The following is a 26,912-nucleotide window of genomic DNA, read 5'->3' as shown; positions in this document are numbered from 1 at the left end:
GTCGTGGAACTTCCAAAAGTCGGCAGTGACCCACATCACCCCAGGTCACGGCTCGTTGGGCAGGTCATGGACGTCTTCTCCCGAACGTTCCTCCCGGCCGCCGCCGAGACCGGCCTGGCGGTCCAGACCGTGAGCCGGCACATGCCGATCTTCCGGCAGTGCGTGGGCTCCGGCGACGCCACCATCCTGGTCGCCCGGTGCGGTCGCCCCGACCGGCCGGTGGCCGGCGAATACCTTCTCCTGCTCACCCACCGCCGGATGGTGGTCACCCAGCAGACCCGGGTGCTGCACCGGCTCCGCCTGCACCTCAACACCGAGCTGCGCGAGCTGAGCAACGTCACCTGGAGCCCGGACCCGCGCTCCCAGTCGGTCGACCTGGCCGCCACCGCGATCGACGGCGTCCGTGAGCGGTTCGTCATCCACACCCAGCACCCGAAGCAGGTGTGGCAGCTCGACACGCTGCTCAACCACGCGTTCCGTACCCGGCTGCGCACGCCGAAGGAGCGGGTCGTCGCCACCATCGGCGAGGCGCCCGCCACCGCCGGTGGTCCGGCGCTGCGGCCCGTACCGGCCCGCTGACCGCATCCTTACCTGACCCGAACACGGCCGTACGTCGCCGGTGACCGCCCGTCGGTCATCATGGGCCGGTGACCGTCGACGCCCCGCAGCGCGGACTCGTCCTCGTGGTGGAGGACGAGCCGGCCATCGCCGACCTGGTCCGGCTCTACCTGGTCCGGGACGGCTTCGGCGTGCACCTGGAGCGGGACGGCACGGCCGGCCTGGCCGCCGCCCGCCGGCTGCGCCCGGTGGCCTGCGTACTCGACATCACGCTGCCCGGCCTGGCCGGCACGGAGATCTGCCGCCGGCTGCGCGAGGCCGGCGACTGGACGCCGGTCATCTTCCTCACCGCCCGCGACGACGAGGTCGACCGGATCGTGGGGCTGGAACTCGGCGCGGACGACTACGTCACCAAGCCGTTCAGTCCCCGCGAACTCGTCGCCCGGGTCCGCGCGGTGTTGCGCCGCACGGCCGGCGTGCCCGAGGGGGTGGAGCGCGCCCGGACGGTCGGCGCGGTCACCCTCGACCCGGCCCGCCGCACGGTCACCGCCGGCGGCGCCCCGGTCCAGCTCACCTCCACCGAGTTCGACCTGCTCGCCCACCTGATGGCCCGACCGGGCCGGGTCTTCACCCGGGAGGAACTGCTGGCCGGGGTCTGGGGGTACGCGGCGCACGCCGGTACCCGCACCGTCGACGTGCACGTGGCGCAGGTTCGGGCCAAGCTCGGCGCGGCCAGTGTGATCCGCACCCACCGCGGCGTCGGGTACGCGGCCGATGGCTGACCCCGGCCGACCGCGCCCCGACCGGCCGCACGAGCCCACCGTGGCGCTGCCGGTGCTCGGGCCCCGGCCCGCCCCCGCGCCCCGGCGTCGCCGGATCACCGACACCCTCACCGCCCGCGCGGTCCTGGTCACCTGCGCGGTGGCGCTGGTCTCCGTGCTGGTCACCGCCCTGGTCGCGGTCCCCCTCGCGGTACGCGGCGCGGAGCGCCGCGACCAGGCGGCGCTCGCCGCGCAGGCCCGCCTCGCCGCCGACGTGCTGCGGGTACGCCCGGTGCGGCAGCGGGACGCCGCCGGCGACCGGCTGATCCGCCAGCTCCGCCAGCAGGAGATCGAGGTGTACGTCGTGCGCGCCGGCACGGTCGACCGCCCCGGGCTGCCCAGGCAGGTGGTGAACCGGATCTCCGCCGGCAAGGACGTCTCCGGTCGCCGGCTGGTCGACGGCCGGCGCGCCCTGGTGGAGGGGCGGGCCCTGCCCGACGGGGACGGCGTGGTGCTGACCCGGGCCACGACCAGCGGCCCCTGGCGGGAAGTGCTGCGCAGTCTCTGGCTGCCGCTGCTCGCCGGGCTCGCCGCCGGGGTCGCCGCCGGACTGCTCCTCGCCCGCCGGCTGGCCCGGCCGATCCGGCACGCCGCCGACGCCGCCGCCCGGCTGCGCGCCGGCGACCGGGCGGTACGCGTACCGGTGGAGCCGCCGGACGAGGTGGCCGACCTGGCGTACGCGCTGAACGGGCTGGCCGCCGCGCTGGCCACCAGCGAGGGACGGCAACGGGAGTTCCTGCTCTCCGTCTCGCACGAGCTGCGCACCCCGTTGACCGCGATCCGGGGCTGGGCCGAGGCGCTGGCCGACGGGGTGATCGGCGCGGACGAGGCGCCGGGCACCGGGCGGACCATGCTGGCCGAGGCGGAGCACCTGGACCGGCTGGTCAGCGATCTGCTGGCGCTGGCCCGGCTGGAGGCGGCGGACTTCCCGCTGGAACCGGTCCCGGTCGACCTCACCCGGCTGGCCGCCGACGCCGAGCGCACCTGGTCGGACCGGTGCGCGGCGGTCGGCGTGCCGTTCCGGCTGGAGGCGCCGGACACGCCGGTGCCCGCGTACACCGATCCGGGACGGATCCGGCAGGTGGTGGACGGGCTGCTGGAGAACGCGCTGCGGGTCGTACCCCCGGGGGCGCCGGTGGTGCTCGCGGTCCGGCCGGCGGGCGCGGACCCGGCGGCCGGCGGGGTGGTGGAGGTCCGCGACGGCGGGCCCGGCTTCACCGACGACGACCTGGCGGTGGCCTTCGAGCGCGGGGCGCTGCACCAGCGCTACCGGGGGGTGCGCAAGGTGGGCAGCGGACTCGGGCTGGCGCTCGCCGCCGGCCTGGTCCGCCGGCTGGGCGGCGAGATCGCCGCCGGGCACGCCGCCGAGGGCGGGGCGGCGTTCACCGTCCGGCTGCCCGCCCATCCTTACCTGACCCGAACATCGGCCTGACGCGGCGCCCATCGGGCCGCGCGACGCTGAGAGCACCACGGACGAGAGGGAGTGTCATGGCACGTCAGGGATTCGCCGTCGCCACCACGTCGCTGCTCGCGGCGGTCGCGCTGGGCCTCACCGGCTGCGGCCCGGCCCAGGTCGCCGACGGTACGGCGCAGCAGGCCGCGGTCGACGTCGCCGCGGCGATGGGCGTGGAGGGACAGGCGCTCGCCGCCATGGGCTTCGACCCGACCGAGCTGGAGCTGGTGGCCGCTCCCGCGCCGTCGGCCTCCGGATCGGCCGAGGCGGAGGCCGGCCCGAAGGGCAAGCGCGGTGAGCGGGCCGAGGAGTGGCGCAAGCGTCGCGAGGCCCGGGTGCTGCTGCGGAAGAACACCCTGCACGGCGAGGCCGTCGTGCAGACCAAGGACGGCGGCACCAAGACCGTCGTGGTGCAGCGCGGCGAGGTCACCGCGGTCGACGGTGACTCGGTGACCGTGAAGTCCACCGACGGCTTCACCCTGACCTGGACGTTCGGCGACAAGCTGCGGGTGATCGAGCGGCGTACGACGATCCAGTCGAGCGACGTCAAGGTCGGCACGAGGATCGGGGTGGCCGGCGCCAAGGACGGCGACGCCACCGTCGCCCGCCTGATCGTGGTGCCGTTCAAGCAGCAGTAGTTCGGGCGACCCGGGACGGAGCCGGCGCGGACCACCGCGCCGGCTCCGCGCGGTCAGTAGACCCGGGACCCGATGAAGTCGTCGTGCCCGTACCCGACCGGGTTGGCGAACGACCGGGACTCGAAGGACCACTGCTGCCGGCTGCTGGTGGAGCAGCCGGCCAGCCGCAGCCGCGGGGTGCCCAGCCATGGGTTGTCGAACGCCACGCAGAGGTTGGTCGCGCCGGCCGGCTTGAGCTGGTTGCCGGCGAAGACGAACTTCTGGTTGGCACCACCGTGACAGTCGTAAATGTTGATTGCCGTGCCGGCGGTCAGGGAGCCGCCCGCCACGTCGAGGCAGCGGTCGTGCGACAGCTCCGAGTGCAGCGACCGGCGGGCCGGGTCGTACCAGAAGCCCTGGTTACGGCCACCGTGGCAGCCGTACGACTGCTGGACGGTGCCGTTGCGTGAGTCGTATCCCCTGCCGTCCACGCAGGTGCCGGTGGCGGCGTTGCGCAACTGCTTGAACTCCAGCAGCCCTGGCTGGAGCAGGCCGGTGCCGGTGCTGGCCGGGTCGACGCAGGTGGCCCGCTGGAGGCCTGCGTTCCAGAACTGGGTGATGCACTGGGCGAACATGCCGTGCCCGCGGATGTTGGGGTGGAACGACTGCCGGGCGGCGTTCTCGTCCCAGATCCCCACCTCGATGTAGAGGCCGCGGACCGAGGTGTTGTCGGTGCAGACCTCGTGGCCGTGGAAGAGCCGGCTGGCGTCGAGGTAGCGGGTGCCGGTGTTGATGGCCGCCGCCCGCAGCGCCGACTCGAACAGCGGCACCGCCTTGTTCCGCGCGAACGCGGCGTCGGCCAGGTAGAGCAGGCAGCCGCCCGCGTACCAGCCGGGGAAGTTGGGGTTGTCCTCCACGTCCGGGCTGCCCGGGCTCGGGTACGACATCAGCACCAGCTCGTAGTCCGACCCCAGGTAGCCGGCGTCGGTCATGGTCCGCCGGATGTCGGTGAGCGCGTCCTCGACGGCCCGCCGGCTGCCGTCGGTGCGGATGGTCCACTGGTCGGTGTAGGTCGGGTAGCAGGGGCCCTGGAAGAAGACCCGGCGGATGGTGCAGTCGGTGGCCACCGGACCGAACTGGATGGTGCCGTCGCCGTTCGCGCCGACCACCACCCAGATCAACCTGACGTGCGTGTTGCGCGCCTTGATGGCCAGGTAGTCACCCTGGTTGAGCTCGTTGTGCTGGGTGGGCCCGCCCCGGATCAGGTTCCACGGGGTGGCGCCGGAGCAGGCGATGTTGTACTTCTCGTCGGCGGCTATGCCGGTGCGGAACACCGCCTGGTCGTACGAGCGGTCGCACCAGTTGCCGTTCTGGTGGGTGCCGGGCACGTAGTTGCCGACCCCCTCGCCGGAGATCTCGCTGTCGCCCATGGTGACCAGGGCGGTGCGGCGCTGCTCCAGCGGCCGGATCGCCGGTGCACCGTAGAGCGCGGTGGCCTCGGCGGCGCGGATCGCTTCGAGGTTCGTCGGGAGTGGCTGGACGGTCGGGCGGTCGGCGGCGGCTGCGGGGGAGGCCGGCCCGAGGAGCAGGGGCAGGACGAGGGCGGCGGCGGAGACGACGGCGAGTGCCCACCGTCGGATCCCCGGTGCGCGCCTGGTGGGGGTGCCAAGCATCGACGCACTCCTTTCGGCTCGATCGCGGGATGTCGATCGAGTTACCGGACGGTAACGTGGGCGATGCATGGATGTGAATATGTCTCGGAAAGGTTTCCGCCATCTGCGCGGCGCGTCCCCGACCGCCGGACCACTCGCCTCCGCCACGACTTGCGGCGTGTCGCGGTGTCCCGGCCGTCGGACACCGCAACACGCCGCAAAGCGCGCCGGCGGACGTGGTCGGGCGGCGCGGCGGTGGGCGGGGCGGTCGGGTGGGGTGGGGCGGTCAGCGGCCGGGCGGCCGGGCGTAGCCGACGTAGTCGCGGAACTCCAGCGTCCAGCCCGCCGGCACCAGCTTGGCGCACGCCGTACGGCTGCCGGTGCAGACGATCGCGTCCACCGAGGCCGGGTCGGCCGGCGGCCGCTCCGGCAGCACCGACTGCAACGCCACCAGCTCCGGCGAGCGGCCCTCCACGTCGCGGAGCAGCAGCCACCAGGGGTACTCCCAGTTGTCGTTCTGCTGCACCAGGCCGATCCGGCGGGCGTCGCTCGCCCGTACCGCCGCCGCGGCCCAGCGGAACTCCTCGGCCCACTGCGGCCGGCGCAGGAAGCGGGTGTCCCACTCGGAGGTGGTGAAGACCGAGCCGGCGCCGACCAACCGGCGCGGGAAGCCGTACGACAGGGCCAGCACGCCGGCCAGCGCGGAGGCGGCCAGCATGCTCACCACCAGCCCGGCCGCGACCGACCGCCGCCCGGAGTCGAGCCGGTGCCGCAGCAGCGCGTCCAGCCAGAGCCCGGCCAGCGGCACGGCGGCCACCAGCGCGTAGAGCAGCAGCCGGTTTCCCCAGGGCTGCCACTTGATCGTCGCGGTGTGCAGCCCGACGGCCACCACCACCGCGACCGCGTACGCCCGCAGGGCCGCCGGCCCGGTCGGGCTGATCCGGGCCGGCCGGGCCAGCGCGAACAGCGCCCCCAGCAGCGCCAGCGTGCCGGCCAGCGGGAACGCCACCCGGTCCTCGTCCGGGTACCAGGCCGGCACCGGGAACACCTCCCGGCCGAAGGTGATCGCGCGGTCCTGCGGGTCGACGCCGATCGCCCGCGAGCCGTCCGCGATCGCCCCGGCCGTGCCGGCGCGCAGCGGCGCGAGCGGGGTGTCGAACGCGGTGTGACCAATCCGCAGCGCGTTGACCAGGATCGACGCCGGGTCGTGCCGTTCCATCGGGATGGACTCGCGGAGCCGGGGCGGGCCGAGCGGGTGACCGAACTCGACGGTCACCCGGGCCAGGAACGGGCCCACCACCGCCGCGGCCACCAACAGCACCAGCAGCGATCCGGCGACCGTCCGCACCACCCCGGCGCCGCCACGCCCCTCCCCGGCAGACCCCGAACCGGCCGACGCCGAGCCCGTCGGCGTCGAGCCCGCCAAGCCCGAGCCCGCCGGCACCGGGCTGGTCGACGCCGAGCCCGCGCCGCCGGTCTCCGAGACTGGAACCACCTCCGTCGACGCCGGGCGGAACGCCAGCCGGAGCTGGGCGACTCCCCAGAGCACCAGCAGCGGTCCGACCGCGAGCAGGCCGCTGGTCTTGGTCAGCGCGGTCAGGCCGGTGGCCGCGCCGAGCGCCAGCAGGCTCCCGACGTCCGCGCGCCGACGCAGTCCGTCCAGCGCCAGCGTCCCGGCGCAGCCGGCCCAGGCGGCGGCCACCAGGTCGGTCTGGGTGCTGGTCGCCTGGAGCGCCACCATCGGCGTGGTGGCCAGCAGGAACGCGGTGAGCAGCTGGGCCCGCCGTCCGCCGCCGAGCTGCGCGACGACCCGGGTCGCCACCACCAGGCAGCCCAACGCGGCGGCCCACTGCACCAGGTTGTGCAGCGCGTCACCACCGGTCAGCAGGCGCAGGTGCAGCAGCAGGTACTCCGCGCCCGGCGGAATGGTCACCTGCCGGTGGATCGCGGTGGGCCAGAAGTCCAGGCTGCCCTGGGCGACCCAGTGCTCCACCTTGGGCAGGTGGTAGGTCTGCGAGTCGAAGTTGTTGGGCTCGGCCAGCAGTGCGACGAGCAGCTCCACCAGCACCAGCCCGCCGACCGTGCCGGCCAGCAGCCGCTCGCCCCGGCTCGCCGTACCCCGGAAGTGGGCCAGCCGGGCCCGGACGCCGGCCAGGGCCGACGCCAGGCCGCCCGGCCCGGACGCCGGGGGCGGGACAGCGTCGGGCGGGCCGGCGGGGGAGTCGGGCGTGGCGGCCGGGCCGGCGCCGGACGCCGGGGCGCCGGTCGCCGCCCCGACGAGCGTCCCGGCCCGGGTGGCGGGCGCCACCGCGGCGGACGCCACGGCCGCGCGACGCTGCCACGGGCGGGCCGCCGCCACGGTGGCGGCGAGGAAGAGCAGCCAGGCCACGGCGACGGCCGGCAGGGTCAGCGCGCGCAGCGCGCCCAGCAGTTCCACGGTGAGTACGGCGAAGACGCCGGTCAGCAGCGCGGCGCGGACCACGGCCAGGCGCAGCGGGGCGACCGCGTCCGGGCGGCGGCTCCACAGCACCGAGGTGAGCACCACGAACGCGGCGACGGGCGCCACTACGACCATCCAGCCGGCTGCCGACATGGGCGGAAGTTAACACCATGCTCCTGAAGGGTGGGGTGCCCCCTGGCCGTGGTGGCGGCCTCCCTGGCGCTGAGCAGCCAGGCTAGGCTAGGGCCGACTTATTGTCGCCACCGTGGAGATCCCCGTGAAGCTCTCGATCCTCATGCCGGTCTACAACGAGGAAGAACGCATCGCGGATGCCCTCAAGCAGGCATTGGCGGTCGATTACCCGTGCGAGATCGAGCTGGTCGTGGTCGACGACGGCAGCCGGGACGGCACCGGTGAGATCCTCGGCCGGGCCGACGACGCCCGGCTGCGGGTCATCACCCACCAGCGCAACGCGGGCAAGGGCGCGGCCATCAGGACGGCCGTGGACAGCGCCGAGGGTGAGTACATGGTCATCCTCGACGCCGACCTGGAGTACGACCCGCAGGACATCCCGCGCCTGCTCGACCCGGTGCTCGACGGCCGTGCCACGGTGGTCTACGGCAATCGCACCTTCGGCAGCCACAGCGCCTACAGCTTCTGGTACGTGATGGGCAACAAGGGCGTCACGATGGCCGCCAACGTGCTGTTCAACTCCTACATCGGCGACCTGGAGACCTGCTTCAAGCTGATGCCGGTCGAGCTCTACCGCTCCCTCGACGTCCGGTCCCGCGGCTTCGGGATGGAGGCGGAGGTGACCGGCAAGCTGCTGCGCCGCCGCATCCGCCCGTACGAGGTGCCGATCAGCTACCGGGCGCGCGGTCGCGAGGAGGGCAAGAAGATCACCTGGAAGGACGGCGTCGAGGCGCTCTGGATCCTCGGCCGAGAGCGCACCCGCCGCCGTCCCGCCGGCTCAGCCCCGCGCTGACGCCGTCCGCAGGAAACCGTCGACCGACCGGCGCAGACCGTCGGCGTCCAGCCCGTGCCAGCGGGTGTGGTCCTCCGCCGTGCCGTAGCGCCGCAGGTCCGACCGGGCCACGCCGAGGCTGAGCAGCCGGTGCGGGCGGTCGGCCAGTGCCTCCGACACCACCCGGGCCGAGGTGCCGGCCAGGTAGGGCTCGACCAGGATCACCTCCGCGCCGGCCAGCTCCCGCAGGCCGGCGGTGTCGAACGGCCGCGGCCGGTGGGTGTAGGCCACCGTCACCGGCAGGTCGGCCACCGCCGCGAGCGCCGCGTCCAGCACCGGCCCGACAGCCACCAGCAGCGCGGCGCCGGCCCCGGCGTCCCGCAGCACCCGCAGCGCACCGTCCCCGCCGTACGGGCGGCTGTTGCGCTGCGTCGACAGCCGCAGGTACGCCGAGTCCTGCCCGCACACCACGTCGCGCAGCAGCCCCGGCACCTCGTCCGGGTGGCCGGGCACGTGCACGGTCCAGCCGTTCAGCGTGTCGAGCAGGCTGACGTCCGCCGGGCTGAGGTGCGTCCGGCCCGCCGCCGCCCGGTCGTACGACGCCCCGACGCTGACCAGCACCGCGCCCACCCCCTGGTGGTCGAGGTCCAGTTTGATCTGCTCGTACGCCCGCTCGACGAGGAACGGGGCGTAGCTGTGCACGATCGGGCGTTGCCCGGTCAGCGCCAGTCCGCCGGCCACCCCCACCATCAACTGTTCCCGGATGCCGACGTTGAGCACCCGGTCGGGGTACCGGCGGGCGGCCGGGGCGAACGCGGCGGCCGAGATGTCCGCCAGCACGATGGTGGTACGCGGATCCGCCAGCAGTTCGGTCGCGCTGGCGACGAAGGTCTCCCGCATGCTCTCACTCCCCGTTCTCGACGACCGCGACGACGAGGTGCGGCCGGTGCTTCTCGTGCCCGGTGAGGGCGGCGTGCAGGGCGTCGTGGTCGCGTCCGTCGACGGTGGCGGCGGTCCAGCCGTTGACGGTGAACCGGCTGGCCACCCCGCCCGGCCAGCCGTGGCTGGCGGAGTGGTTGTCCAGCACGATCGCGGTCAGGTTGGCCAGCCCGGTCGCCCCGGCGTACGCGATCGCCTCGTGGTTGGAACCCTCGTCCAGCTCGGCGTCGCCGAGCAGGACGTACACCCGGGGATCGGTGCGACCCTGGGCGCGCAGCCCCAGCGCGGTGCCCACGCCCAGCCCGAGGCCGTGGCCGAGCGAGCCGGAACCGATCTCCACGCCGGGCACCAGCAGCCGGTCCGGGTGGTCGCCGAGGCGGCTGTCCGGGCCGCCCTGGTCGTCCAGCCAGTCGGCCGGGACGAAGCCCTTCGCGGCGAGCACCGCGTAGTAGCCGGCGACGGCGTGCCCCTTGGAGAGCAGGAAGCGGTCCCGATCCGGGTCGTCCACGGTCTGCGGGGTGATCCGCAGGATCCGGTCGTACAGCACCCAGAGCACGTCGACGGTCGAGTACACGTTGGGGCCGAACTCGCGGCCGGCGCGCAGCCGCTCCAGCGGTGCGGCGACCGGACCCGGTACGGGTGGGGCGGTGGCGGTCGTGGTGGTCATGCGGCTAGCCTGCAAGTTGAAGTCAACTTCAACTCAAGGCGACTGATGCACGAATCACTCACCATCGGGCAGCTCTCCACCCGCAGCGGCGTGGCCCCGTCCGCGCTGCGCTACTACGAACGGCTCGGCCTGATCCGCGCCGAACGCACCGGCGGCAACCAGCGCCGGTACCCGCGCACCGAGCTGCGCCGGGTGGCGTTCGTCCGGATCGCCCAGCAGGTCGGCATCTCGCTGGAGGAGATCCGCGAGGCGCTCGACTCGCTGCCCGCCTCCCGTAACCCCACCCCCGACGACTGGGCCGCCCTGTCCCGGGTCTGGCGGGAGCGGTTGGACGAGAAGATCCGGCTGCTCGGCAAGCTCCGCGACGACCTGGATGGCTGCATCGGCTGCGGCTGCCTGTCGTTGCAGCGCTGCAGCCTCTACAACCCGGGCGACTCGCTCGCGGGCGAGGGGCCGGGCGCCCGGCTGGTGCTGCCGCGACCGGGGAGTGGTGCCGTCACGGCGCCGTGAGCAGCACCTTGCCCACGTGGTCGCTCGACTCGACCAGCCGGTGCGCCTGCGCCGCCTCGGTCATCGGCAGCCGCCGGTCCACGATCGGCCGGATCCTGCCGGCCTCCACCAGCGGCCAGACCTGCTCGCGGACGCCCCGCACGATCTCCGCCTTGTCGTCCAGCGGGCGGGAGCGTAGCGCGGTCGCGGCCACCGAGGCCCGCTTGGCCAGCAGCGCACCCAGGTCCAGCTCGGCCTTGCGGCCGCCCTGCATGCCGATCACCACCAGCCGACCGCCGTCGGCCAGCGCCGCCACGTTCCGGCCCAGGTAGGAGGCGCCCATGATGTCGAGAATGACGTCCGCGCCGCGGCCGTCGGTGGCCCGGCGAAGCTCCGCCACGAAGTCCTGCTCCCGGTAGTCGATCGTGTGCGCGGCGCCCAGCTCCCGCAGCCGGTCGTGCTTGGCCGCGCGGGCGGTCACCGCCACGGTCGCGCCGAGCGCCACCCCGAGCTGGACGGCGAAGGTGCCGATCCCGCTGCCACCGCCGTGCACCAGCAGCGTCTCGCCCTTGCCGAGCCGGGCCAGCCGCACCACGTTCGACCAGACCGTGCAGGCCACCTCCGGCAGCGCCGCCGCGTCGACCAGGTCCACCCCGGCCGGCACCGGCAGCAGTTGCCCGGCCGGCACCGCCACCCGCTCCGCGTACCCGCCGCCGGCCAGCAGCGCGCAGACCTCCTGGCCGACCTCCCACCCGGTCACGCCCGGACCGACCGCGCCGACCACCCCCGAGCACTCCAAACCGGGGTACGCGGGCGCGCCCGGCGGCGGCGGGTAGTGGCCCTGCCGTTGCAGCAGGTCGGCCCGGTTCACCGCGCTGGCCCGCACGTCGACGACCACCTCACCCGGGCCGGGCTCCGGGTCGGGCACCTCCGCCCAGACGAGTGCCTCGGGTCCGCCGGGTTCCGGAATCGTGATCGCGTGCATGGCCCAGTCTTACCCGATCCGCCCCTCGCCGGACGCTCGGGCCCGGATCTCGTCCACCGTCCGCGCCGAGCGGGACGGTTGTCGGGCCAGCTCCAGCCACTGTGGACGCGGTCGGCCGCCGCGATCGCGCTGATCAGGACGATCGTCGGTGTCTCTCACATCGGGGCATTCTCGCAATAGGGGTGGGAGGCCCGTTCCCGCGTGCGGCGTCCGTGGCAGACTAGGAACCGGCCGTACACCCGAGGGTGACGGTCCGGGAGGGTTCGCCTAGTGGCCGATGGCGCTGGTCTTGAAAACCGGTAGGGCGGCAACGTCCTCGTGGGTTCGAATCCCACACCCTCCGCCCGCCGGAACAGCAGAAACCCCCCTGAACAGCGCAGACGCCGGTCAGGGGGCTGCGGGCGCGGCCGCTCGGCCCGATCGAGCATGATTGTCGCCGTGCGCTACCTGATCTCTCACCCCGACGCATTGGCCGAGCTTGGCGATCTGGACGTCGCGCTGTACGACGGCACTCAACCCGTGCCCGAGAAGCTGGACGACGTCGAGTTCTACGCGGTTCCGTACGGGGTTGTTGATCCGCGCTTCTGCGAGCCGATCGCCCGGATGCCCCGGCTCAAAGTGGTGCAGACCGTGACCGCCGGCTACGACCATGTCCTGCCGTACCTGCGGCCCGGCCTGACTCTGGCCAACGGCCGAGGCGTGCACGACGCGGCCACCGCCGAGCTGGCCGTGGCGCTCACCCTTGCCGCCCTACGCCGGCTGCCGGACTTCGTCCGGGCGGGGGGCGAGGGCCGCTGGGCCTCGGGTTGGTCGACCGGGCTGGCTGACGCCCGGGTGCTGATCGTCGGGTACGGCTCGATCGGCGCCGCGATCGAGCGCCGGCTCGCTGGGTTCGAGGTGGACATCAGCCGGGTGGCCCGGAACGCCCGCCCCGGCGTACGGCCGGTTTCCGAACTTCCGGAGCTGTTGCCACGAGCGGACGTCGTCATCCTGGCCACGCCGCTGACCCCGGAGACCGAGGGCCTGGTGAGCAAGGATTTCCTCGCCAGGATGGCCGACGGCGCCCTGCTGGTGAACGTGTCACGGGGGCGGGTGGTGGACACCGAGGCGCTGCTCGCCGAGCTTGGCGCGGGCCGGCTGCACGCTGCCCTGGACGTCACCGAACCCGAGCCGCTGCCCGCCGACCACCCGCTGTGGTCCGCACCGAACGTCCTGATCAGCCCGCACGTCGGCGGCCTGACCGCCGCGTTGGCGCCCCGGGCCCGCCGGCTGCTGGTCGACCAGGTCCGGCGGTACGCGGCGGGCGAGCCGCTCGCGAATGTGGTTGTCGGGCCGTAACTCCGTGTGCCGCACTTCGTGTCGCAGGGTGGGTGCGATCTGGACGTGGCGTGGCTTTCGGTTCGTTCGGACGCGGCGGCGGGGTAAGAAGGGCGGAGGACATCACGCGCACCGGAAGGACCCCCGATGACCCTGGAACGACCGATCGCCCCGGACCCGTACGAGCTGCTGCCGACCGTCTCGTCGTTCAACCTGACCAGTGACGACGTGCACAACGGCGAGCCGATGGACGCGCGGTACGCGCACGGCAGCGCCGGCGGCGAGAACGTCTCCCCGCACCTGGCCTGGTCGGACTTCCCGGCCGAGACGAAGAGCTTCGTGGTGACCTGCTTCGACCCGGACGCCCCGACCGGCAGCGGCTTCTGGCACTGGGTGCTGGTGAACCTGCCGGCGTCGGTGACCGAGCTGCCCACCGGGGCGAAGGAGGCCGACCTCGGCGGCGCGTTCAGCGTCCGCAACGACTACGGCGACACCGGCTACGGCGGCGCCGCCCCGCCGCCCGGGGACCGGCCGCACCGGTACGTCTTCGCGGTGCACGCGCTGGACGTCGAGCGCCTCGACGTCGGCCCCACCGCCAGCCCCGCCTACGTCGGCTTCAACCTGGCCTTCCACACCCTGGCCCGGGCGGTCATCCGCCCGACGTACCAGATCAAGGAGTGACCCGCGCGGGCCGTGCGCGCGCCTGAAACCGGACCTGGTGGCCTCCCCCTGACCGTGGGAGGCCACCACCGTCCGCGGTCCCGGCCGGCGAGCCGACCCCCACGAGGCCGGACGGCGTCCGGCGGGACGGGTCAGTCAGGGACGCGGGCGACGGCGAACACGGACTGGCCGAACGGGGGCCGGATCCGCTGCTCGGCGGCCTTGGTCGCCGGCAGTACCAGGGTGTCGTAGACCTTGACCATCGGGCCCTCCTTCGGCATCAGCCGGAAGACCTTGGTGGCCATGAAGTACCCGATCAGGCCGAGCGCGTTGGCGTAGTGGATGGTCTCGACCGTCAGCCCCGCCTCGGTCATGGCCGCCGCCAGGGTCTTCTTCGTGTAGCGGCGCACGTGCCCGGTGGCGATGTCGGCGGGGCTCATCGCGAACTGGAAGGCCGGCACAATGATGATCACCGCGCCGCCGGGCCGGACCAGGTCGCGCATGCTGCGCAGCGCGCCGACGTGGTCCTCGATGTGCTCCAGCACGTTGTACGAGACGGCCGCGCTGTAGTCGCCGCGCTCGGGGTGCGGCAGCAGCATCTGCCGTACCTCGATGGTGGGCTCGTCGACCAGCCGCTCCTTGAGCTGGACCAGCCGGTCCGGGTCGGCCTCGGTGGCGGTGAAGCGGGGGACGTGCTGCGACCACTCGAGCGCGTAGTCGCCGAGGCCGCTGCCGATCTCGATGGGGTTGTCGCCGAGGTGGGGCACGGCCAGCTCGACGAACCAGCTCCGGTGGTTGACCGCCGTCGCGAGGCCCTCCAGGACCTCGGACTGGACGCGCTGATCCCCAGTGATTTCTGCCATGCGTCGATTCCTCACGATATGACTCGACCCGCGCCTGGACCGACAGAGTGAATCATCCGCGTCAGCGGCGGAGGAAACGGGGCACCGTGGTGGCCGAAATGCGGTCGGGTTTGGGCACGTGATCGGGGGTCGGCGAACCCGGCACATAGTACGCAGTCCTCCGAAACATGTCACGTCAGCGCGATAAGCCAACTACGCTCCGAATTGTCATGACTACTCCCGATTCGGACCCCGAGGTCGAGCGACCGGGCGTCGGGGACGCCGAGGTCGGCGACGACCACGGCGTACGGTGGCGGGAGGGCTGGCGGCGGGACGTCGCCGCGGTGCTCAGCTTCGTGCTGCTGGCACTCTGGGTAACCCTGCGACTCTGGACACGCCCCGGCGGTGGGCTGCGGGACAACCGGTCCGACCAGTCGCAGTTCGAGTGGATGATGGCCCACGGTGCCCGGGTCGTGACCGAATTCGCCTACCCGTTCGCTTCCGACCAGATGAACGTGCCCGACGGTGTGAACCTGATGGCCAATACCTCCGTATTGTCCATTTCAATACCAATGACGCCGGTCACGGTTCTCTTCGGACCGCAGTGGTCTTTTCTGCTCTTTCTCACCCTGGGAATGGCCGCCACCGGGACCGCCTGGTACTTCTTCCTCTCCCGGGTGGTGACCCGGTCCCGGGGCCCGGCGTGGCTGGGCGCCGCGTTCTGCGCGTTCGCCCCGGCGATGGTGTCGCACGCCAACGCCCACCCGAACATCGTGTCGCAGTTCGTCGTCCCACTGATCGCCTGGCGGACCCTGCGGCTCGCCGAGGCCGGCCGGTGGCTGCGCAACGGCCTCCTGCTCGGCCTGCTGATCGTCTGGCAGGCCTTCCTCAACCTCGAGATCCTGTTGATGACCGCGATCGCGCTGGGCGTGGTGGTGGCCGCGCTCGCCATCGGCCGGCCCGAGCTGCGCCGCGGCACGCGCACCTTCCTGGCCGGGCTCGGGGTCGCCGCCGTCCTGTCCGTCGTGCTGCTGGCGTACCCGCTCTACGTGCAGCTCTTCGGCCCCGGCTCGTACCACGGGCTGTCCCGGCTGATCCGGGGCTACCGCACCGACCTGGCCGCCTTCGTGGCGTACTCGCGCGAGTCGCTGGCCGGTGACGTCCGCTCCGCCAGGCCGCTCGCCAAGAACGCGACCGAGGAGAACGCCTTCTTCGGCTGGCCGCTGGTGGTCCTCACCGTCGCCCTGGTCTGGTGGTTGCGGCGCAGCGCACTGGTGCTGGGCCTGGCGGTCCTCGCCGTGCTCTTCGCGGTGCTCTCGCTCGGCCGGGAGATCCAGCTCAATGGCCGGGACACCGGCGTGCCCGCCCCGTGGGCGCTGCTGGAGGACCTGCCGCTGCTGCACTCCGTGGTGCCCACCCGCTGGTCGCTGGCGGTCACGCCGGTCATCGGGGTGCTGCTCGCGCTCGGCGCGGAACACGCCCGCCAGCTGGCCCGCCGGTACCCGGGCACGCGGACCCAGATCCGGTTCGCCACCGTCACCGTCCTGGCCATGGCCCTGCTGCCGAACGTGCCCACCCCGCTGCCCGTCACCCGGCTCGACCCGACCCCGGCGTTCGTCACCTCCGGCGCGTGGCGCCCGTACGTCGCCGGCGAACGCAGCATCGTCACCCTGCCGCTGCCCGACAACACCTACGCGGACCCGCTGCGCTGGTCGTCCCGGACCCGGCTGGAGATGCCGATCGCCCGTGGCTACTTCCTCGCGCCGGACACCCGGCCGTCGGCGCCCGAGCCGGACGTCGCCCTCTTCACCGCGCCGTTCCGCCGGACCAGCAACTTCTTCGGTCACGTCGCCCGGACCGGGGTGATCCCGCCGATCACCCGGCAGGACCGGGCCGCGGCGGTGGACGACCTGCGCTACTGGCGGGCCGGGGCGGTGGTCCTCGGCCTGCACCGCAACGCCGACGCGCTGCGCTGGGCGATGACCGAGCTGACCGGGATCACCCCCACCTTCACCGGTGGGGTGTGGCTTTGGGACGTGCGGCCGCTGACGGGGTAGGCGCGGTCAGGACGGGCGGACGCAGCAGCCCTGGCAGATCTTGGGCTTCGGCAGGGTGAAGGCCAGGCAGCAGGTCCGGCGCTGCACCGTCGGCTCGCCGGTCGGACCGGGCACCAGCTCCACCAGGTCGGCCAGGTCGAGCGCGTCGAGCAGGGTGGAGATGCTGCGGACCGAGGAGCCGGGGAGGGTGTCGGCCGCGCGCAGGATGCCGTGGGCGATGCCGGAGGCGACCGAGCCGAGCAGCGTACGGGTGCCGACCCGGACCTCCGTCTGGATCGCGGCGATCATCGGGGCGAGGTGGGCGTCGAGCAGCGAGGCGCGGAGCACGCGGAGCAGCTCCGCCTCGTCGGCGACCACCCGCACCTCGGGGTGGCCGGCGAGCGCCAGTGGGTCGTTCGGCAGCACGGCGACCGCGGTCGAGCCGCGCAGGCCCATGGTGAGCAACTGGTGGTGGTCCTCGAAGTGGATCAGCACGTCGGCCGGGTCGAGCAGCGGCACCCGGCGCGCCGAGGCCCAGCCGAGCACCACCGGCAGGGCCGTCCAGTAGCTGTAGGACTTCCAGGCCAGCGCGGCGCAGGCGTGCGGGGTGCCACCCCAGCGGCGGGACGCCGCGGCGAGGAACTCGGGGAGGCGGGTGCCGTCGATCAGGCCGGTCGCCGGGCTCCAGCCGGCCTCGTCGACGACCAGCAGGCCCGGCGCGAGGCCGGGCAGGTCGTCGGTGCCGAACATGGCTCGGAGGGTGGTGGTCACCGGGGCGAGCGGCGGGGCGAGCTCGCACCCTGGCATCACCGCTGTCACCTGGTCCGTCCCCTTGTCCGAAGTGCCGTCCGTCCAGCTAAGGCTAGCCTAACCACAGCCTTCCGGATAAGGGAAGCCTCACCAAAGGTGGACCGAGAGGCCCGGGTCACTCCGTCGACGGCGCTGGCGACGAACCGCCCGGGCTCCGCGTACTACCCGGTGCGTGAAGGTGGAAACGCGCGTGGTGTCAAGCCAAATGTCGGCAAAGTGCCAGTTCAGGTGCGGCCGGGGTGGTCGAACGTGAAGACTTGTCGTCCCGGCCGTGAGGAAGCTGATGACGACCTCCCCCCTGGAGCGGGCCGCCGAGTCCTTCGCCGCGGAACTCGCCCGGCACCGGACGGGGCGAGGACTCTCCAAGAAGCAACTCGCCACGCTCATGGGCTTCGACCCGTCCTACGTCAGCCACGTCGAGGGGCGCCGGCACCGGCCCACCGAGGACTTCGCCCGCCGCGCCGAGGCCGTCCTCGACGCCAGCGGCGCGATCTGGCAACGCTTCCGGGAGTACGACCAGCTCCGCCAGGCCCGCCCCGTACCGGCGCACCGCGAGCTGCCACCGCCCGGGCAGTGGCTGCCCCCCGGCACCGGCCTGGTCGTCGAGCGCGAGACCGCCACCCTCACCCACACCGACGAGGGCTACCACTGCGTGGTGCGCCGCCAGCTGCACAACGTCGGCACCGAGCCGGTGACCCGCCACCTCGTCCGGGTCGCCGTCGACCGCTACCCCGACGACCCCGGCCGCTCCAACCGGCACCACCGGGAGCACCCGCTCACCTTCGCCGAGCTGCGGCTGCGGGCGTACCGGGACGACGGTGGCAGCCGCGAGCCGATGCACTGGCGGGCCAAGCACGACCGGGACGCGTACAAGGAGATCTGGCTGCTCTTCGAGAACGGTGACGGGTCGTTCCCGCTGCACCCGGGTGAACGGGTCGAGATCGAGTACGCGTACCACGTCGGCCGGGAGAAGTGGGGCCCCTGGTTCCAGCGCGCCGTCCGCCTGCCCACCCGGCACCTGGCCGTCCGGCTGGACCTGCCGGTGGCGCTCGACCCCCGGGTCTGGGGGGTGGAGACCTCCCTCTCCGCCGACGAGGGCCCGCTGCGTACCCCGATCCGCCGGCACGACCGCGGTGACCGCGCGATCTTCGACTGGGCGACCGACGACCCGCCGCTCAACTCCCGCTACCGCCTCCAGTGGCGGTTCCGGAGCGAACCGGCCGACGCGGAACGGGCCACGGCGGCCGGTCGGGCCGGCGACCGGCTGCGCGCCCTCGGTGTGCTGCCCCACGACGCCGACCTGCTGCGCCGGCCCGCCCGACCGTTCGACCTGCCCGGCGACGAGACCGCCGCCCGGGAGGTGGTCGACCGGCTCACCGCGCTGCTGACCCGGGTCGACGAGCTGCACCCGTTCAGCGCCGGCCTGGGGCTGGCCGCCCCGCAGGTCGGGATGGACGCGGCGGCGGCCGTGGTCCGCCCCGCCGACCGGTCCGCCGAGCCGGTGGTGCTGCTCAACCCCCGGGTGGTCGACGCCAGCCCCGACACCGACGAGCAGTACGAGGGCTGCCTCTCCTTCGCCGACCACCGCGGTCTGGTGCCCCGGCCGCTGCGCATCGACGTGGAGCACGCCCGCTGGGACGGCAGCCGGATCATCACCTCGTTCGCGTACGGGATGGCCCGGCTGGTGGCGCACGAGGTCGACCACCTCCAGGGGCGGCTCTACACCGACCGGATGGCGCCGGGCGTGCCGCTGGTGCCGGTCGAGGAATACCGGGAGACCGGCCCCTGACAAGCGCCCGGGGGCACGTGCGGGACGCCGTCAGGGGCCGGACGGGGACCGGGTCGCGTGCCCCAGGGGGCGGGGGCACGCGACCCGGTTTTTTCGGGGGGAGGAAAGTCGTTACAGGTTGCCGAAGGTGTCGTACCGGATATTCGGCGGCGGCACCTCGTCCTCCGCGAGCGCCCGCAGGGTGGCCCGGACCATCGGGGCCGAGCCGGAGACGTAGCAGTCGTGCGTCGTCCACGGGCCGTACCGGGTGACCACGTCGGAGATCTCCCCGTGCTCGCCGTCGAAGTCCGGGTCGTCACTGCACGCCGGCGTCACCGACAGCCACGGGTGCGCGGCCACCAGCTCCTCCAGGCCCGCCAGGCCGTACAGGTCGTCGGCGTGCCGGGCGCCGTAGAACACGTGCACCCAGCGGGTCCGGTTCCAGCTGGTCAGCTCCTCCACCAGCGCCTTCACCGGGGCCAGGCCGACCCCGCCGGCCACGCAGAGGATGTCCCGGGTCGACTCGCGGTCCAGCGTCATCGAGCCCATCGGCGCGGCCAGCCGGAGCAGCTCGCCCGGTCTGGTCCGGCGGACCAGCGCGCCGGAGAGCCAGCCCGCCCCGGCCGGCGTACGGATGTGGAACTCCAGCACGTTGTCGTCGTTCGGGGCGTTCGCCACCGAGTACGTCCGCCACACCCGCGGGAGGTGCCGGGGCGCCTCGATGCTGACGTACTGCCCGGCCTTCCAGCGCAGCGGATGCTGGAGGGCGCGGACGGTCAGCACCGCCGTGTCCGGCCCGTGCCGCTCGTGGGTCAGCACCTCGCCGTGCCAGAACGGGGGATCGTCGTCCGCCGCCGCGCCAGCCTGCATCTTCTCGCTGATCGCCGCGTACGCGTCCCGCCAGGCCTGGTCGTACTCCAGGTTCCAGCCGTCGCCGGCGGTGCTGCGCAGCGCGTCCAGCAGCGCGACGCCCATCGTCTCGTAGTGCGCGGCGGTCGCGTGGTACTTGCGGTGGTCGCGGCCGAGCGAGCGCAGGTACTCGTCGAAGCTCTCCGGGTCGTCCACCACCTGGGTGGCGGTGACGATGGCTTCCACCAGCCGGTCGCGCTGGGCGGCCATCTGCACCGGGAAGAGCTTGCGCAGGTCCGGGTCGAGGAGGAACAGCCGGGCGTAGAAGTGACCTATCAGCCGGTCCCGGTCCTCCTCGACCAGGATCCAGCTCTCCTTCAGTAGCCGTGCGAAGTTGTCCACGGGACGCGCTCCTCCTCCTGACGGCGGATCGGGCCCGCATAGAATGTCCACGCAGTGTGCGCACCGGTCGCACAGGCTGTGCGACCGGTGCCGCCGGCCCCGGCGGTACGGCAGAGTGGTGCGGTGACCGTCGACGAGCTCATCCGCCCGGTGACCCGCCGGGTTCTGGGCACCGAGACCCTGCTGGTGCTCGGTCTCTCCCTCGGCCAGTCGGCCGTGTACGCGCTGGTATTGATCATCGAGAAGCTGGCCGCCGACGGACCGCTGTCGAAGCAGACCGCCGCGCTCAACACCTCGCAGTCGGCCCGGCCGTGGCTGGACCTGACGTACCAGCTCCTCGGCATCGCCTTCGCGCTGCTGCCGGTGCTGCTCGCCGTACACCTACTGGCACGGGACCCCGGCGACCCGGCGCGGACGCTCGGGGTGGACCTGCGCCGACCCGGATCCGACCTGGCCCGGGGCGCCGGCCTGGCGGCGCTGATCGGCCTGCCCGGCCTGGCGCTGTTCTGGGCGGCCGCGCAGCTCGGGATCAACGCCACCCTGGTCCCCGCCGGCCTGCCCGACCTGTGGTGGGCGGTGCCGGTGCTGATCCTCGCCGCCGTCCAGAACGCCGTGCTGGAGGAGGTGATCGTGGTCGGCTACCTGGTGACCAGGCTGCGCCAGCTCCAGTGGCGGCTCGCCGCCATCATCGCGGCGAGCGCGCTGCTGCGCGGCTCCTACCACCTCTACCAGGGCTTCGGCGCGTTCGTCGGCAACGCGATCATGGGCGTCGTGTTCAGCCTCTTCTACCTGCGCACCCGGCGGGTGATGCCGCTGATCGTGGCGCACACCCTGCTCGACGTGATCGCCTTCGTCGGCTACGCGTCGCTGCCCAGGGAGTGGTTCAGCTGGCTCTGACCGGCCGGTAGGCGGCCACCGCGCGGGCCGCCAGCCGCTCGGCCGCGGCCGCGTCACCCGCCGCCGCAGCGAGCACCGCCGCCCCCGGCAGCAGCCGGGACGCCAGCCGCAGCACCGCCCAACCGCCCGCCTGCGCGGCCAACGGCGCCGCCAACCGCCAGGCGGCCTCCGCCGCGCGCGGCCACCGCCGGTCCCCCGGCCCGTCCACCGCCCGCGCCGCCGCCAGCGCGGTACGCGCGCTCGCCGCGTCCGGGTGCACCTGGGTCAGCACCAGCAGCTCCACCGCCCGCTCCGCGTCCAGCGGGTCCCGGCCGTACGCCGCCGCCACGTGCAGCACCAGGCCGGCCTGACTCCAGAGCACCGCCGCCAGCTCCGCCACCGGCGCGAACAGCCCGGCCACCGCCGCCGCCGCGCCACCGGCCCCGGCCACCCGCACGAACCGCCGGCTGGCCAGCCGGGCCAGCCCGTCCGGTCCGGCATCCGGGTACGTCGCCCGCAGCCGCTGCGCCCAGTCGTGGGCGCGCGGCCCGATCCCCGCCACGGCGGCCAGGGCGAGCAGTTCCGGTGCGAAGCCGGGATGCTCCAGCAGCCGGCTCCGGATCTCCGCCAGGTCCAGTTCCCGGGTACGCACCGGAGCCGCCGGCTGCTGCTCGGTCCTGATCCCGAGGTCAGGTGCCGGCCGGGCCGTGCCGGGTCCGGGCGCGCCGGTGTCGGCGGTCGGTGCGGGGGCGTCCGGCGTGGTTTCGATCTGCTCGACCGTCGTCGGGGCTGGCCCGGGCGTCGCCTTCTTCGGTGTGGCCTTCTTCGGTGGGGTCGCCTTCTTGGGCGTGGCCGTCTTTCTCGGCGCGGCGGCGCGGCTCTCGCCCGAGGCGGTCGTCCGGCTCCGGGGTCGCGTGGCGGCTCGGCTCTGTTCGGGGACGGTCGCCTGGCTGTGGTTCTCCGCCGCCATCGAGCTCTCGCCCGGGGTGCTGGTGTCGCTCTCGCCGGGCGCGCTCGGCGGGCTCTCGTCCGGCATGGTCGGGTGGCTCTCGCCTGAGGTGCTGGTGGCGCTCTCGCCTCCGGTGCCCGTGCGGCCCTCGCCCGGTGTGCCCGTGCGGGAGGTGGTTTCCCTGCGCGGGGTGGCCTTCCTCGGGGTCTTTCGCCTCGTGGGCGAGGCAGGGCTCTTCGGCTGTGCGTCGTCGGGCTCTGCCGCCGAGATTGGGGGCAACGTGCCGGAACTCACCGGACCGGTCGGCTCGGCCGCGCCCGGGGTGACCGGGGCAACAGTCGTCTGTCGCCCCGGGGGTGCCTGTCGGGCTGTCGAGGTGCTCCGCTTCCGGGCGCGGTCCGCCGCTGGTGTGTCGGCGGTCACCTGCCGGGCGATCTCCTGCTCACCTGCCCCGTCGGCCGCCGTGCCGCCGCTGGGGCTCGCACCGGCTCCCTCTCGACCGGTAGGTACGTCGGCCGGGTCGGTCCCGCCGGGCTCGGTCGGGGTGCCGGCGCTACCCGATGCCTTCCTTGCGGGCCGTGGCTGGCGGGGCAGCGGCTGATCGGGAGTGGGTGGCCGGAACAGGACCGCGGGCGCGGCCTTCGCTGGACGGCGCTTCCCCGGCGCGGCGTCCGTACCCTCGTCCTGGCCCGGTCCGGCCGCCTTCGGTGGGGCCGGGGGTGGGGTGAAGGTGGCCTTCGGAGAGCGCCGGCGGGCCCCCTCGGCGGGCTCGCGGCGGGGCGGATCGCTCGGCGTCTGCTCCTGCATGTCGATGGAGCGTAGTCGCGAATGTGACGACGCACACGGTGAAAACACCTCGCTGCGGTAGTCGCTTTGCCCCCGGTGGGGGCGGACCTGTATCCTCGGGCGCGGTGGTCTGCAGGGGCCACCAGGGAGACTTCGCCTAGTCTGGTCTATGGCGCCGCACTGCTAATGCGGTTGGGGTTTTAAAGCCCCTCCCGGGTTCGAATCCCGGAGTCTCCGCGCGGAAGCCGGGTGTGTAGACTGGCCAAGCACCGAGCGCCCGTAGCTCAACGGATAGAGCATCTGACTACGGATCAGAAGGTTAGGGGTTCGAGTCCCTTCGGGCGCACAGCAGGTCAAGGGCCGGTTTCCCATCACGGGACACCGGCCCTTGATCTTTCTGACCCCCACGGCTGACCCCTACGCCTACGCGTCGAAGAGGAAGCCGAGCCGGTCCACAGCGTCCTGCTGTACACGCCGCGTGGCCTCCACGTAGATCGACTTGGTGACGGTCGGGGAGCTGTGCCCGAGCACGTCCTGAATCCGTTCGAGCGGCACGCCCTGGTCGTAAAGCAGCGTCGCGCACGAATGGCGCAGGTCATGCGCACGAAATGCGCCGGACTCCCGCCTGCTCGCACAACTGGTCGAAGTGCCGATTGATGTTGCGAGGCTCGATCGGAGTGCCGATCTTCGTGGTGAACAGCAATCCATGCTCCTGCCAGCGGTCCCCGGCCGCCTCCCGCTCCGTCCGTTGCAGCGCCCGATGACCGCGCAGCACGTCGACCAGACTGAGCGGCAGAACCACGGCCCGCTCCGAGCCGTCCGTCTTCACCGGCCCGAACCGGAGCTCACCGCCGGTGCGTTGCAGCGACTGCCGAACGCGGAGCACGTTGTCGACCAGGTCCACGTCGACCCATCGCAGCGCCAGCGCCTCACCGCGGCGAAGCCCAAGGGCCAAGGCGACCGAGTAGAGCGCGTACCACCGGTCATCCCGCGCCGCCTTCAAGAACCGCTTGGCCTCGTCAGCCGTCCATGGCGTGAACTTCGGCCGGTACCGGTGCGAGATCCGCAGGGCCTTCGCTCCCTCAGACAAGCTTTTCGTGAAGGAATCGCGCTCAGCGCTTCGTCTCGTACCTGGTCAGGATCACGCCGCCGGGAAACGTCCGCGTCTCCACCAGGTTCAGGTTCACCCAGCCGTCCAGCGCACTGAAGAACGGTGTGCCGCCGCCCACGAGGGCCGGATGGGTGACGATCTCGTACTCGTCGATCAGCCCGGCCCGCATGACCGCCCCGGCGAGCGTTGCGCCACCGACCCTCATCGGCCCGCCGTCCTCGGCCTTGAGCCGGGTGATCTCGGCGATCGCGTCGCCGGTGACCAGGCGAGTGTTCCAGTCGACCTTGTCGATCGTTGAGGAGAACACCACCTTCGGCGTGTCCCGCCAGTTCCGCGCGAACTCGATCTGCGCCGGGGTGACGCCCGGCTGCTGGTCGCCGGTCGGCCAGTAGGCGCTCATGGTCTCCCACAGTTGGCGCCCATACAGAAACAGGCTGATCACCCGCTCCTGATCGAGCCACCACTGGAACAGCTCATCGCTCGGCCCGCTCCAGCCGAGGTCGTCGCCGGGCGCGGAAATGTAGCCGTCCAGGGTCAGGTTCATGCCGTAGATCAGTTTCCGCATAGCGCCATGCCTTCCGTCAGTCGGTCTCGGAAGACTAGACCAGTCGAGCGGAGGAAACTGATCGGTGCGCAATCTGTTCATACGGACCGGCTCCTGACCCTCGCTCAAGACTTCCAAGCCGCTCGTCCCGTACACCTTGGTTCGTGCCATTAGCGTGCCATTAGGGCGGGTAAACCACGGTCACCCGCGGGCATTGGTCGAGGCATTTACACGCGGCGAAGATGCCTTCATGATGGCTTCGCTCGATTTCCCAAGCTGCCAGTTTCTGACCCCAGCCTGACCCCAGCACGACGCCCACAGCCGCCACCGGATGAACGCCGGCCACGAGCCAGCGGGCAGGCGAGGCGGGTAGCAGCGGATGCGGAACGCTCCTACGGATCAGAAGGTTAGGGGTTCGAGTCCCTTCGGGCGCACCGAGCAGGAAGAAGCCCTCGACCAGCCGAACGGCAGGGTTGACGGCTTCTTCGTGTCCGCCAGGCTTCGAGTGGGCGTGGGAGCCAGGCTGGGAGCCACCGGGTGCCTCACTGCCCGAACAGCGCACGGGACATGGCCGCCGCAGCAGGTTCTGGCAGACACTCGGGTATCTGCCCATGCCCGACGTGCTGTGTACCAAGCCCATGGGCGATACGTCGAGACAGCCGCTCGGGTAGCCACACGTCTCTCCGGACCAGGGACAGCGGAAGTGGTCCGGCCGTCCGGCCGGACCCCTCTCCATCGACAGCCCAGAAGACGGTCTAGGAACGGATTCCCTGAGTGGTGACGAAGTAGGGGTCGACGCTCACCTGGATCTGCAGATCGACCTGGAACCGCCGTTCCCAGGCGACGGCAGCGCGTCCCGTAGGGGTCACCGCGACTGTCGGATCGACACCGATCCCCACGATCACCTCCGTGGTGCCGAAGGTGCCCGACCGGGTCACGCGACGTGCCTCCACGCTGCCGACCGAGTTGTTGAGGCCCTTCCCCTGCCAGACCACGATGCCGTCACCGTCGTCGTCGACGCGCACCGAGTGCAGACGGCCCCAGGTCGACAGCAGCACCGGCTGCCCCACCGTTTGCGCCGGACTGATGGCCACGGAGTACAGGTGCCCGGTGGAGAACAGGTCCCAGGTCAGCAGCATGTCGCCGTCGAGGTCGCCGGCGACCGAGTGGTTCACCACGTCCGTGTGCAGTGCGGGGGTGAGCCGACGGACGTTGCCGACGGTCCCGTCGCGGGCCACCCAGCGACCCCAGACCGACGTGCTCTGACCCTGGTCGCTCCAGTGGCGCCAGGTCACGAGTGCGTCGCCGTCCCGGTCCACCGTCACCTTGGCCGTGAAGTGACGGTCGATCGGCGAGAGGGGCGCGGACACGGTCTTGAGCTCACTGATGGTCCCGTCAGCGCTGAGCGTGCGGGCCTGCACGACGTTGTCGTTGGCCCAGGCGAGGACGGCGTCGCCTTCGCGGTCGTACGCCACCGCCGGCGCTTCCGCATCTGCCGGAGTCGACGCCAGCACGACGGCGGGCGACAGCGACCCGCTGCTGCTGTACCGACGCATCATCGGAAGGACCCTGCCGTCGTCGTGCCACTCGGCCCAGGTCACCACGGCGTCGCCGTCGGAGTCGATGGCCACGTTGGTGCCGTGGGCCTGCACCCCGCCCGCCGAGACCGTGATGAGCGGTCCGAGGGTGCCACTCTTGGCGATTCTCCGCGCATAGATGCTGTTGTCGACGCCGTTGTACGCGCGCCACGCCACGATCGCGTCGCCGTCGTCATCGAGCGCGACCTGTGGGCTGTGCGGGGCCTGGCCGGCCGGGGAGAGGGTGGTCGTGGTGCCCCATCGGCCGTTGTAGCTGCGGGATTTGAACTCGACGTACCGCGGGTGCGGATAGGTGTGGGATTCACGCACCCAGACGAAGAGCGCGTCGCCCTGCCGGTCGTAGGTCTGTTGCTGATCGTAGGAGTCGTACCCCGCCGGTGATATGGAAAGGGGTTGGCTGAATGCGGCCGAGGCGGGGGCCGGTACCGAGACGACGCCGGCGAGTGAGAGCGCGAGCGCGATGATCGCGACGGACTGTCGCGTCCTTGGGCGGGCCATCGTTGAGGGCCTCCGAACGGTCCGAGGTTACGCGGTGACTTCCGGTTGTCTGATTGGTCGACGCCGACCATGAATCGCGCGGGTCAATTCCCCGCCGCCGCCGGCGCGACCCGTCGGAGCATAGTGGATGCCGCGGAGAAGTGTTGTCCCTACGTTATTGCGGAGCGGATACCGGGCACCTCGAGCGCCAACAACCACCAATTCCTGCCGTCACCTCTGCCGCCGAAAGCCCAGTGTCGATGACATTCGGCAAACCGGCATCACCCACCCGGAGCCGGCCC

At 72.7% G+C, this 26,912-nt stretch carries 22 protein-coding genes, 3 tRNA genes and 1 pseudogene; 14 read left to right on the top strand and 12 right to left on the bottom strand.

Annotated elements, in window-relative coordinates; genetic code table 11:
• The first annotated feature begins 66 nt into the window (after positions 1-66).
• The 4 genes from ACTMS9_RS26055 to ACTMS9_RS26040 all read left to right on the top strand — a co-directional run bounded on the left by ACTMS9_RS26055 (position 67) and on the right by ACTMS9_RS26040 (position 3,470).
• Entirely contained in the window at positions 67-579 is a 513-nt protein-coding gene (locus ACTMS9_RS26055; RefSeq protein WP_154941210.1) for a hypothetical protein, read from the top strand.
• Positions 580-647: 68 nt separating this feature from the next.
• Positions 648-1,340, top strand: a complete 693-nt coding sequence (locus ACTMS9_RS26050; protein ID WP_441143880.1) for a response regulator — start codon at positions 648-650, stop codon at positions 1,338-1,340.
• Positions 1,333-2,811: a sensor histidine kinase gene (locus ACTMS9_RS26045; protein ID WP_441166240.1), complete on the top strand. Its 1,479-nt coding sequence runs from the start codon at positions 1,333-1,335 to the stop codon at positions 2,809-2,811. The genes ACTMS9_RS26050 and ACTMS9_RS26045 overlap by 8 nt, the downstream gene beginning before the upstream one ends.
• Before the next feature lie 56 nt (positions 2,812-2,867).
• On the top strand, positions 2,868-3,470 hold the full coding sequence (locus tag ACTMS9_RS26040; RefSeq protein ID WP_441166239.1) for a hypothetical protein: 603 nt from the start codon (positions 2,868-2,870) through the stop codon (positions 3,468-3,470).
• Positions 3,471-3,523: 53 nt separating this feature from the next.
• Here ACTMS9_RS26040 and ACTMS9_RS26035 read toward each other — a convergent pair whose 3' ends face one another.
• Together ACTMS9_RS26035 and ACTMS9_RS26030 are read right to left on the bottom strand one after the other, a co-directional pair.
• Complete coding sequence (locus ACTMS9_RS26035; RefSeq protein WP_441166238.1) at positions 3,524-5,122, bottom strand: ricin-type beta-trefoil lectin domain protein; 1,599 nt, start codon at positions 5,120-5,122, stop codon at positions 3,524-3,526.
• A 265-nt stretch (positions 5,123-5,387) separates the two neighbouring features.
• Positions 5,388-7,694 carry a hypothetical protein gene (locus tag ACTMS9_RS26030; protein WP_441166237.1) on the bottom strand — a complete coding sequence of 769 codons (2,307 nt, stop codon included), beginning with the start codon at positions 7,692-7,694 and terminating at the stop codon, positions 5,388-5,390.
• A 124-nt stretch (positions 7,695-7,818) separates the two neighbouring features.
• On the opposite strand from ACTMS9_RS26030, the gene ACTMS9_RS26025 reads away from it, so the two are divergent.
• Positions 7,819-8,526 (top strand): glycosyltransferase family 2 protein, encoded by a 708-nt coding sequence (locus ACTMS9_RS26025; protein WP_441144039.1) that lies wholly within the window; start codon positions 7,819-7,821, stop codon positions 8,524-8,526.
• Here the strand turns inward: ACTMS9_RS26025 and ACTMS9_RS26020 are convergent.
• Together ACTMS9_RS26020 and ACTMS9_RS26015 are read right to left on the bottom strand one after the other, a co-directional pair.
• Positions 8,512-9,405 carry a transketolase family protein gene (locus tag ACTMS9_RS26020; RefSeq protein ID WP_441166236.1) on the bottom strand — a complete coding sequence of 298 codons (894 nt, stop codon included), beginning with the start codon at positions 9,403-9,405 and terminating at the stop codon, positions 8,512-8,514. The genes ACTMS9_RS26025 and ACTMS9_RS26020 overlap by 15 nt on opposite strands.
• A gap of 4 nt (positions 9,406-9,409) precedes the next feature.
• The gene (locus ACTMS9_RS26015) at positions 9,410-10,111 is read right to left on the bottom strand and encodes a transketolase (protein ID WP_441166235.1); all 702 of its coding nucleotides are present in this window, start codon (positions 10,109-10,111) and stop codon (positions 9,410-9,412) included.
• Between the two features lie 45 nt (positions 10,112-10,156).
• On the opposite strand from ACTMS9_RS26015, the gene soxR reads away from it, so the two are divergent.
• Positions 10,157-10,621, top strand: coding sequence for a redox-sensitive transcriptional activator SoxR (soxR, locus tag ACTMS9_RS26010; RefSeq protein WP_441143891.1), 465 nt, complete (start codon positions 10,157-10,159; stop codon positions 10,619-10,621).
• On the opposite strand, the gene ACTMS9_RS26005 is transcribed toward soxR, so the two are convergent.
• Positions 10,608-11,585, bottom strand: a complete 978-nt coding sequence (locus ACTMS9_RS26005; protein WP_441143893.1) for an NAD(P)H-quinone oxidoreductase — start codon at positions 11,583-11,585, stop codon at positions 10,608-10,610. The genes soxR and ACTMS9_RS26005 overlap by 14 nt on opposite strands.
• Positions 11,586-11,841: 256 nt before the next feature.
• On the opposite strand from ACTMS9_RS26005, the gene ACTMS9_RS26000 reads away from it, so the two are divergent.
• The 3 genes from ACTMS9_RS26000 (at position 11,842) to ACTMS9_RS25990 (ending at position 13,583) form a co-directional block, all read left to right on the top strand.
• Positions 11,842-11,928: transfer RNA gene (locus ACTMS9_RS26000), tRNA-Ser, on the top strand.
• Positions 11,929-12,023: 95 nt separating this feature from the next.
• Entirely contained in the window at positions 12,024-12,923 is a 900-nt protein-coding gene (locus ACTMS9_RS25995; RefSeq protein ID WP_441166234.1) for a 2-hydroxyacid dehydrogenase, read from the top strand.
• A 126-nt stretch (positions 12,924-13,049) separates the two neighbouring features.
• The gene (locus ACTMS9_RS25990) at positions 13,050-13,583 is read left to right on the top strand and encodes a YbhB/YbcL family Raf kinase inhibitor-like protein (RefSeq protein ID WP_280839020.1); all 534 of its coding nucleotides are present in this window, start codon (positions 13,050-13,052) and stop codon (positions 13,581-13,583) included.
• A 131-nt stretch (positions 13,584-13,714) separates the two neighbouring features.
• Here the strand turns inward: ACTMS9_RS25990 and ACTMS9_RS25985 are convergent, their stop codons facing one another.
• The gene (locus ACTMS9_RS25985; RefSeq protein WP_441166233.1) at positions 13,715-14,425 is read right to left on the bottom strand and encodes a class I SAM-dependent methyltransferase; all 711 of its coding nucleotides are present in this window, start codon (positions 14,423-14,425) and stop codon (positions 13,715-13,717) included.
• Positions 14,426-14,634: 209 nt separating this feature from the next.
• Here ACTMS9_RS25985 and ACTMS9_RS25980 point away from each other — a divergent pair, with 209 nt between their 5' ends.
• Complete coding sequence (locus ACTMS9_RS25980) at positions 14,635-16,461, top strand: hypothetical protein (RefSeq protein WP_441166232.1); 1,827 nt, start codon at positions 14,635-14,637, stop codon at positions 16,459-16,461.
• Positions 16,462-16,467: 6 nt separating this feature from the next.
• Here the strand turns inward: ACTMS9_RS25980 and ACTMS9_RS25975 are convergent, their stop codons facing one another.
• Positions 16,468-17,247 carry an IucA/IucC family C-terminal-domain containing protein gene (locus ACTMS9_RS25975; protein ID WP_441143903.1) on the bottom strand — a complete coding sequence of 260 codons (780 nt, stop codon included), beginning with the start codon at positions 17,245-17,247 and terminating at the stop codon, positions 16,468-16,470.
• A gap of 286 nt (positions 17,248-17,533) precedes the next feature.
• Here ACTMS9_RS25975 and ACTMS9_RS25970 point away from each other — a divergent pair, with 286 nt between their 5' ends.
• Positions 17,534-19,039 (top strand): peptide deformylase, encoded by a 1,506-nt coding sequence (locus ACTMS9_RS25970; RefSeq protein ID WP_441166231.1) that lies wholly within the window; start codon positions 17,534-17,536, stop codon positions 19,037-19,039.
• Between the two features lie 111 nt (positions 19,040-19,150).
• On the opposite strand, the gene ACTMS9_RS25965 is transcribed toward ACTMS9_RS25970, so the two are convergent.
• On the bottom strand, positions 19,151-20,269 hold the full coding sequence (locus tag ACTMS9_RS25965) for a globin domain-containing protein (protein WP_334576267.1): 1,119 nt from the start codon (positions 20,267-20,269) through the stop codon (positions 19,151-19,153).
• A gap of 123 nt (positions 20,270-20,392) precedes the next feature.
• Between ACTMS9_RS25965 and ACTMS9_RS25960 the strand changes: the two genes are divergently transcribed.
• Entirely contained in the window at positions 20,393-21,166 is a 774-nt protein-coding gene (locus ACTMS9_RS25960; RefSeq protein WP_441166230.1) for a CPBP family intramembrane glutamic endopeptidase, read from the top strand.
• Here ACTMS9_RS25960 and ACTMS9_RS25955 read toward each other — a convergent pair.
• Entirely contained in the window at positions 21,153-22,181 is a 1,029-nt protein-coding gene (locus ACTMS9_RS25955) for a hypothetical protein (RefSeq protein ID WP_441166229.1), read from the bottom strand. The genes ACTMS9_RS25960 and ACTMS9_RS25955 overlap by 14 nt on opposite strands.
• A gap of 845 nt (positions 22,182-23,026) precedes the next feature.
• Here ACTMS9_RS25955 and ACTMS9_RS25950 point away from each other — a divergent pair.
• Positions 23,027-23,117 (top strand) — tRNA-Ser (locus ACTMS9_RS25950).
• Positions 23,118-23,153: 36 nt separating this feature from the next.
• A tRNA-Arg gene (locus ACTMS9_RS25945) sits at positions 23,154-23,226 on the top strand.
• A 77-nt stretch (positions 23,227-23,303) separates the two neighbouring features.
• Here ACTMS9_RS25945 and ACTMS9_RS25940 read toward each other — a convergent pair.
• From ACTMS9_RS25940 to ACTMS9_RS25930, 3 genes and pseudogenes are all read right to left on the bottom strand, one after another.
• Positions 23,304-23,883: pseudogene (locus ACTMS9_RS25940) on the bottom strand (site-specific integrase).
• 109 nt (positions 23,884-23,992) lie between these two features.
• Positions 23,993-24,556 (bottom strand): dihydrofolate reductase family protein, encoded by a 564-nt coding sequence (locus tag ACTMS9_RS25935; protein ID WP_441166279.1) that lies wholly within the window; start codon positions 24,554-24,556, stop codon positions 23,993-23,995.
• A gap of 734 nt (positions 24,557-25,290) precedes the next feature.
• Positions 25,291-26,631 carry a hypothetical protein gene (locus tag ACTMS9_RS25930; RefSeq protein ID WP_441166228.1) on the bottom strand — a complete coding sequence of 447 codons (1,341 nt, stop codon included), beginning with the start codon at positions 26,629-26,631 and terminating at the stop codon, positions 25,291-25,293.
• Between the last annotated feature and the right edge of the window lie 281 nt (positions 26,632-26,912).

It is taken from the genome of Micromonospora sp. L31, assembly GCF_052068075.1.
GTDB lineage: Bacteria > Actinomycetota > Actinomycetes > Mycobacteriales > Micromonosporaceae > Micromonospora > Micromonospora purpureochromogenes.
The sequence above is the reverse complement of the archived record's forward strand: the minus strand, read 5'-3'. Positions and strand labels throughout refer to the sequence as shown.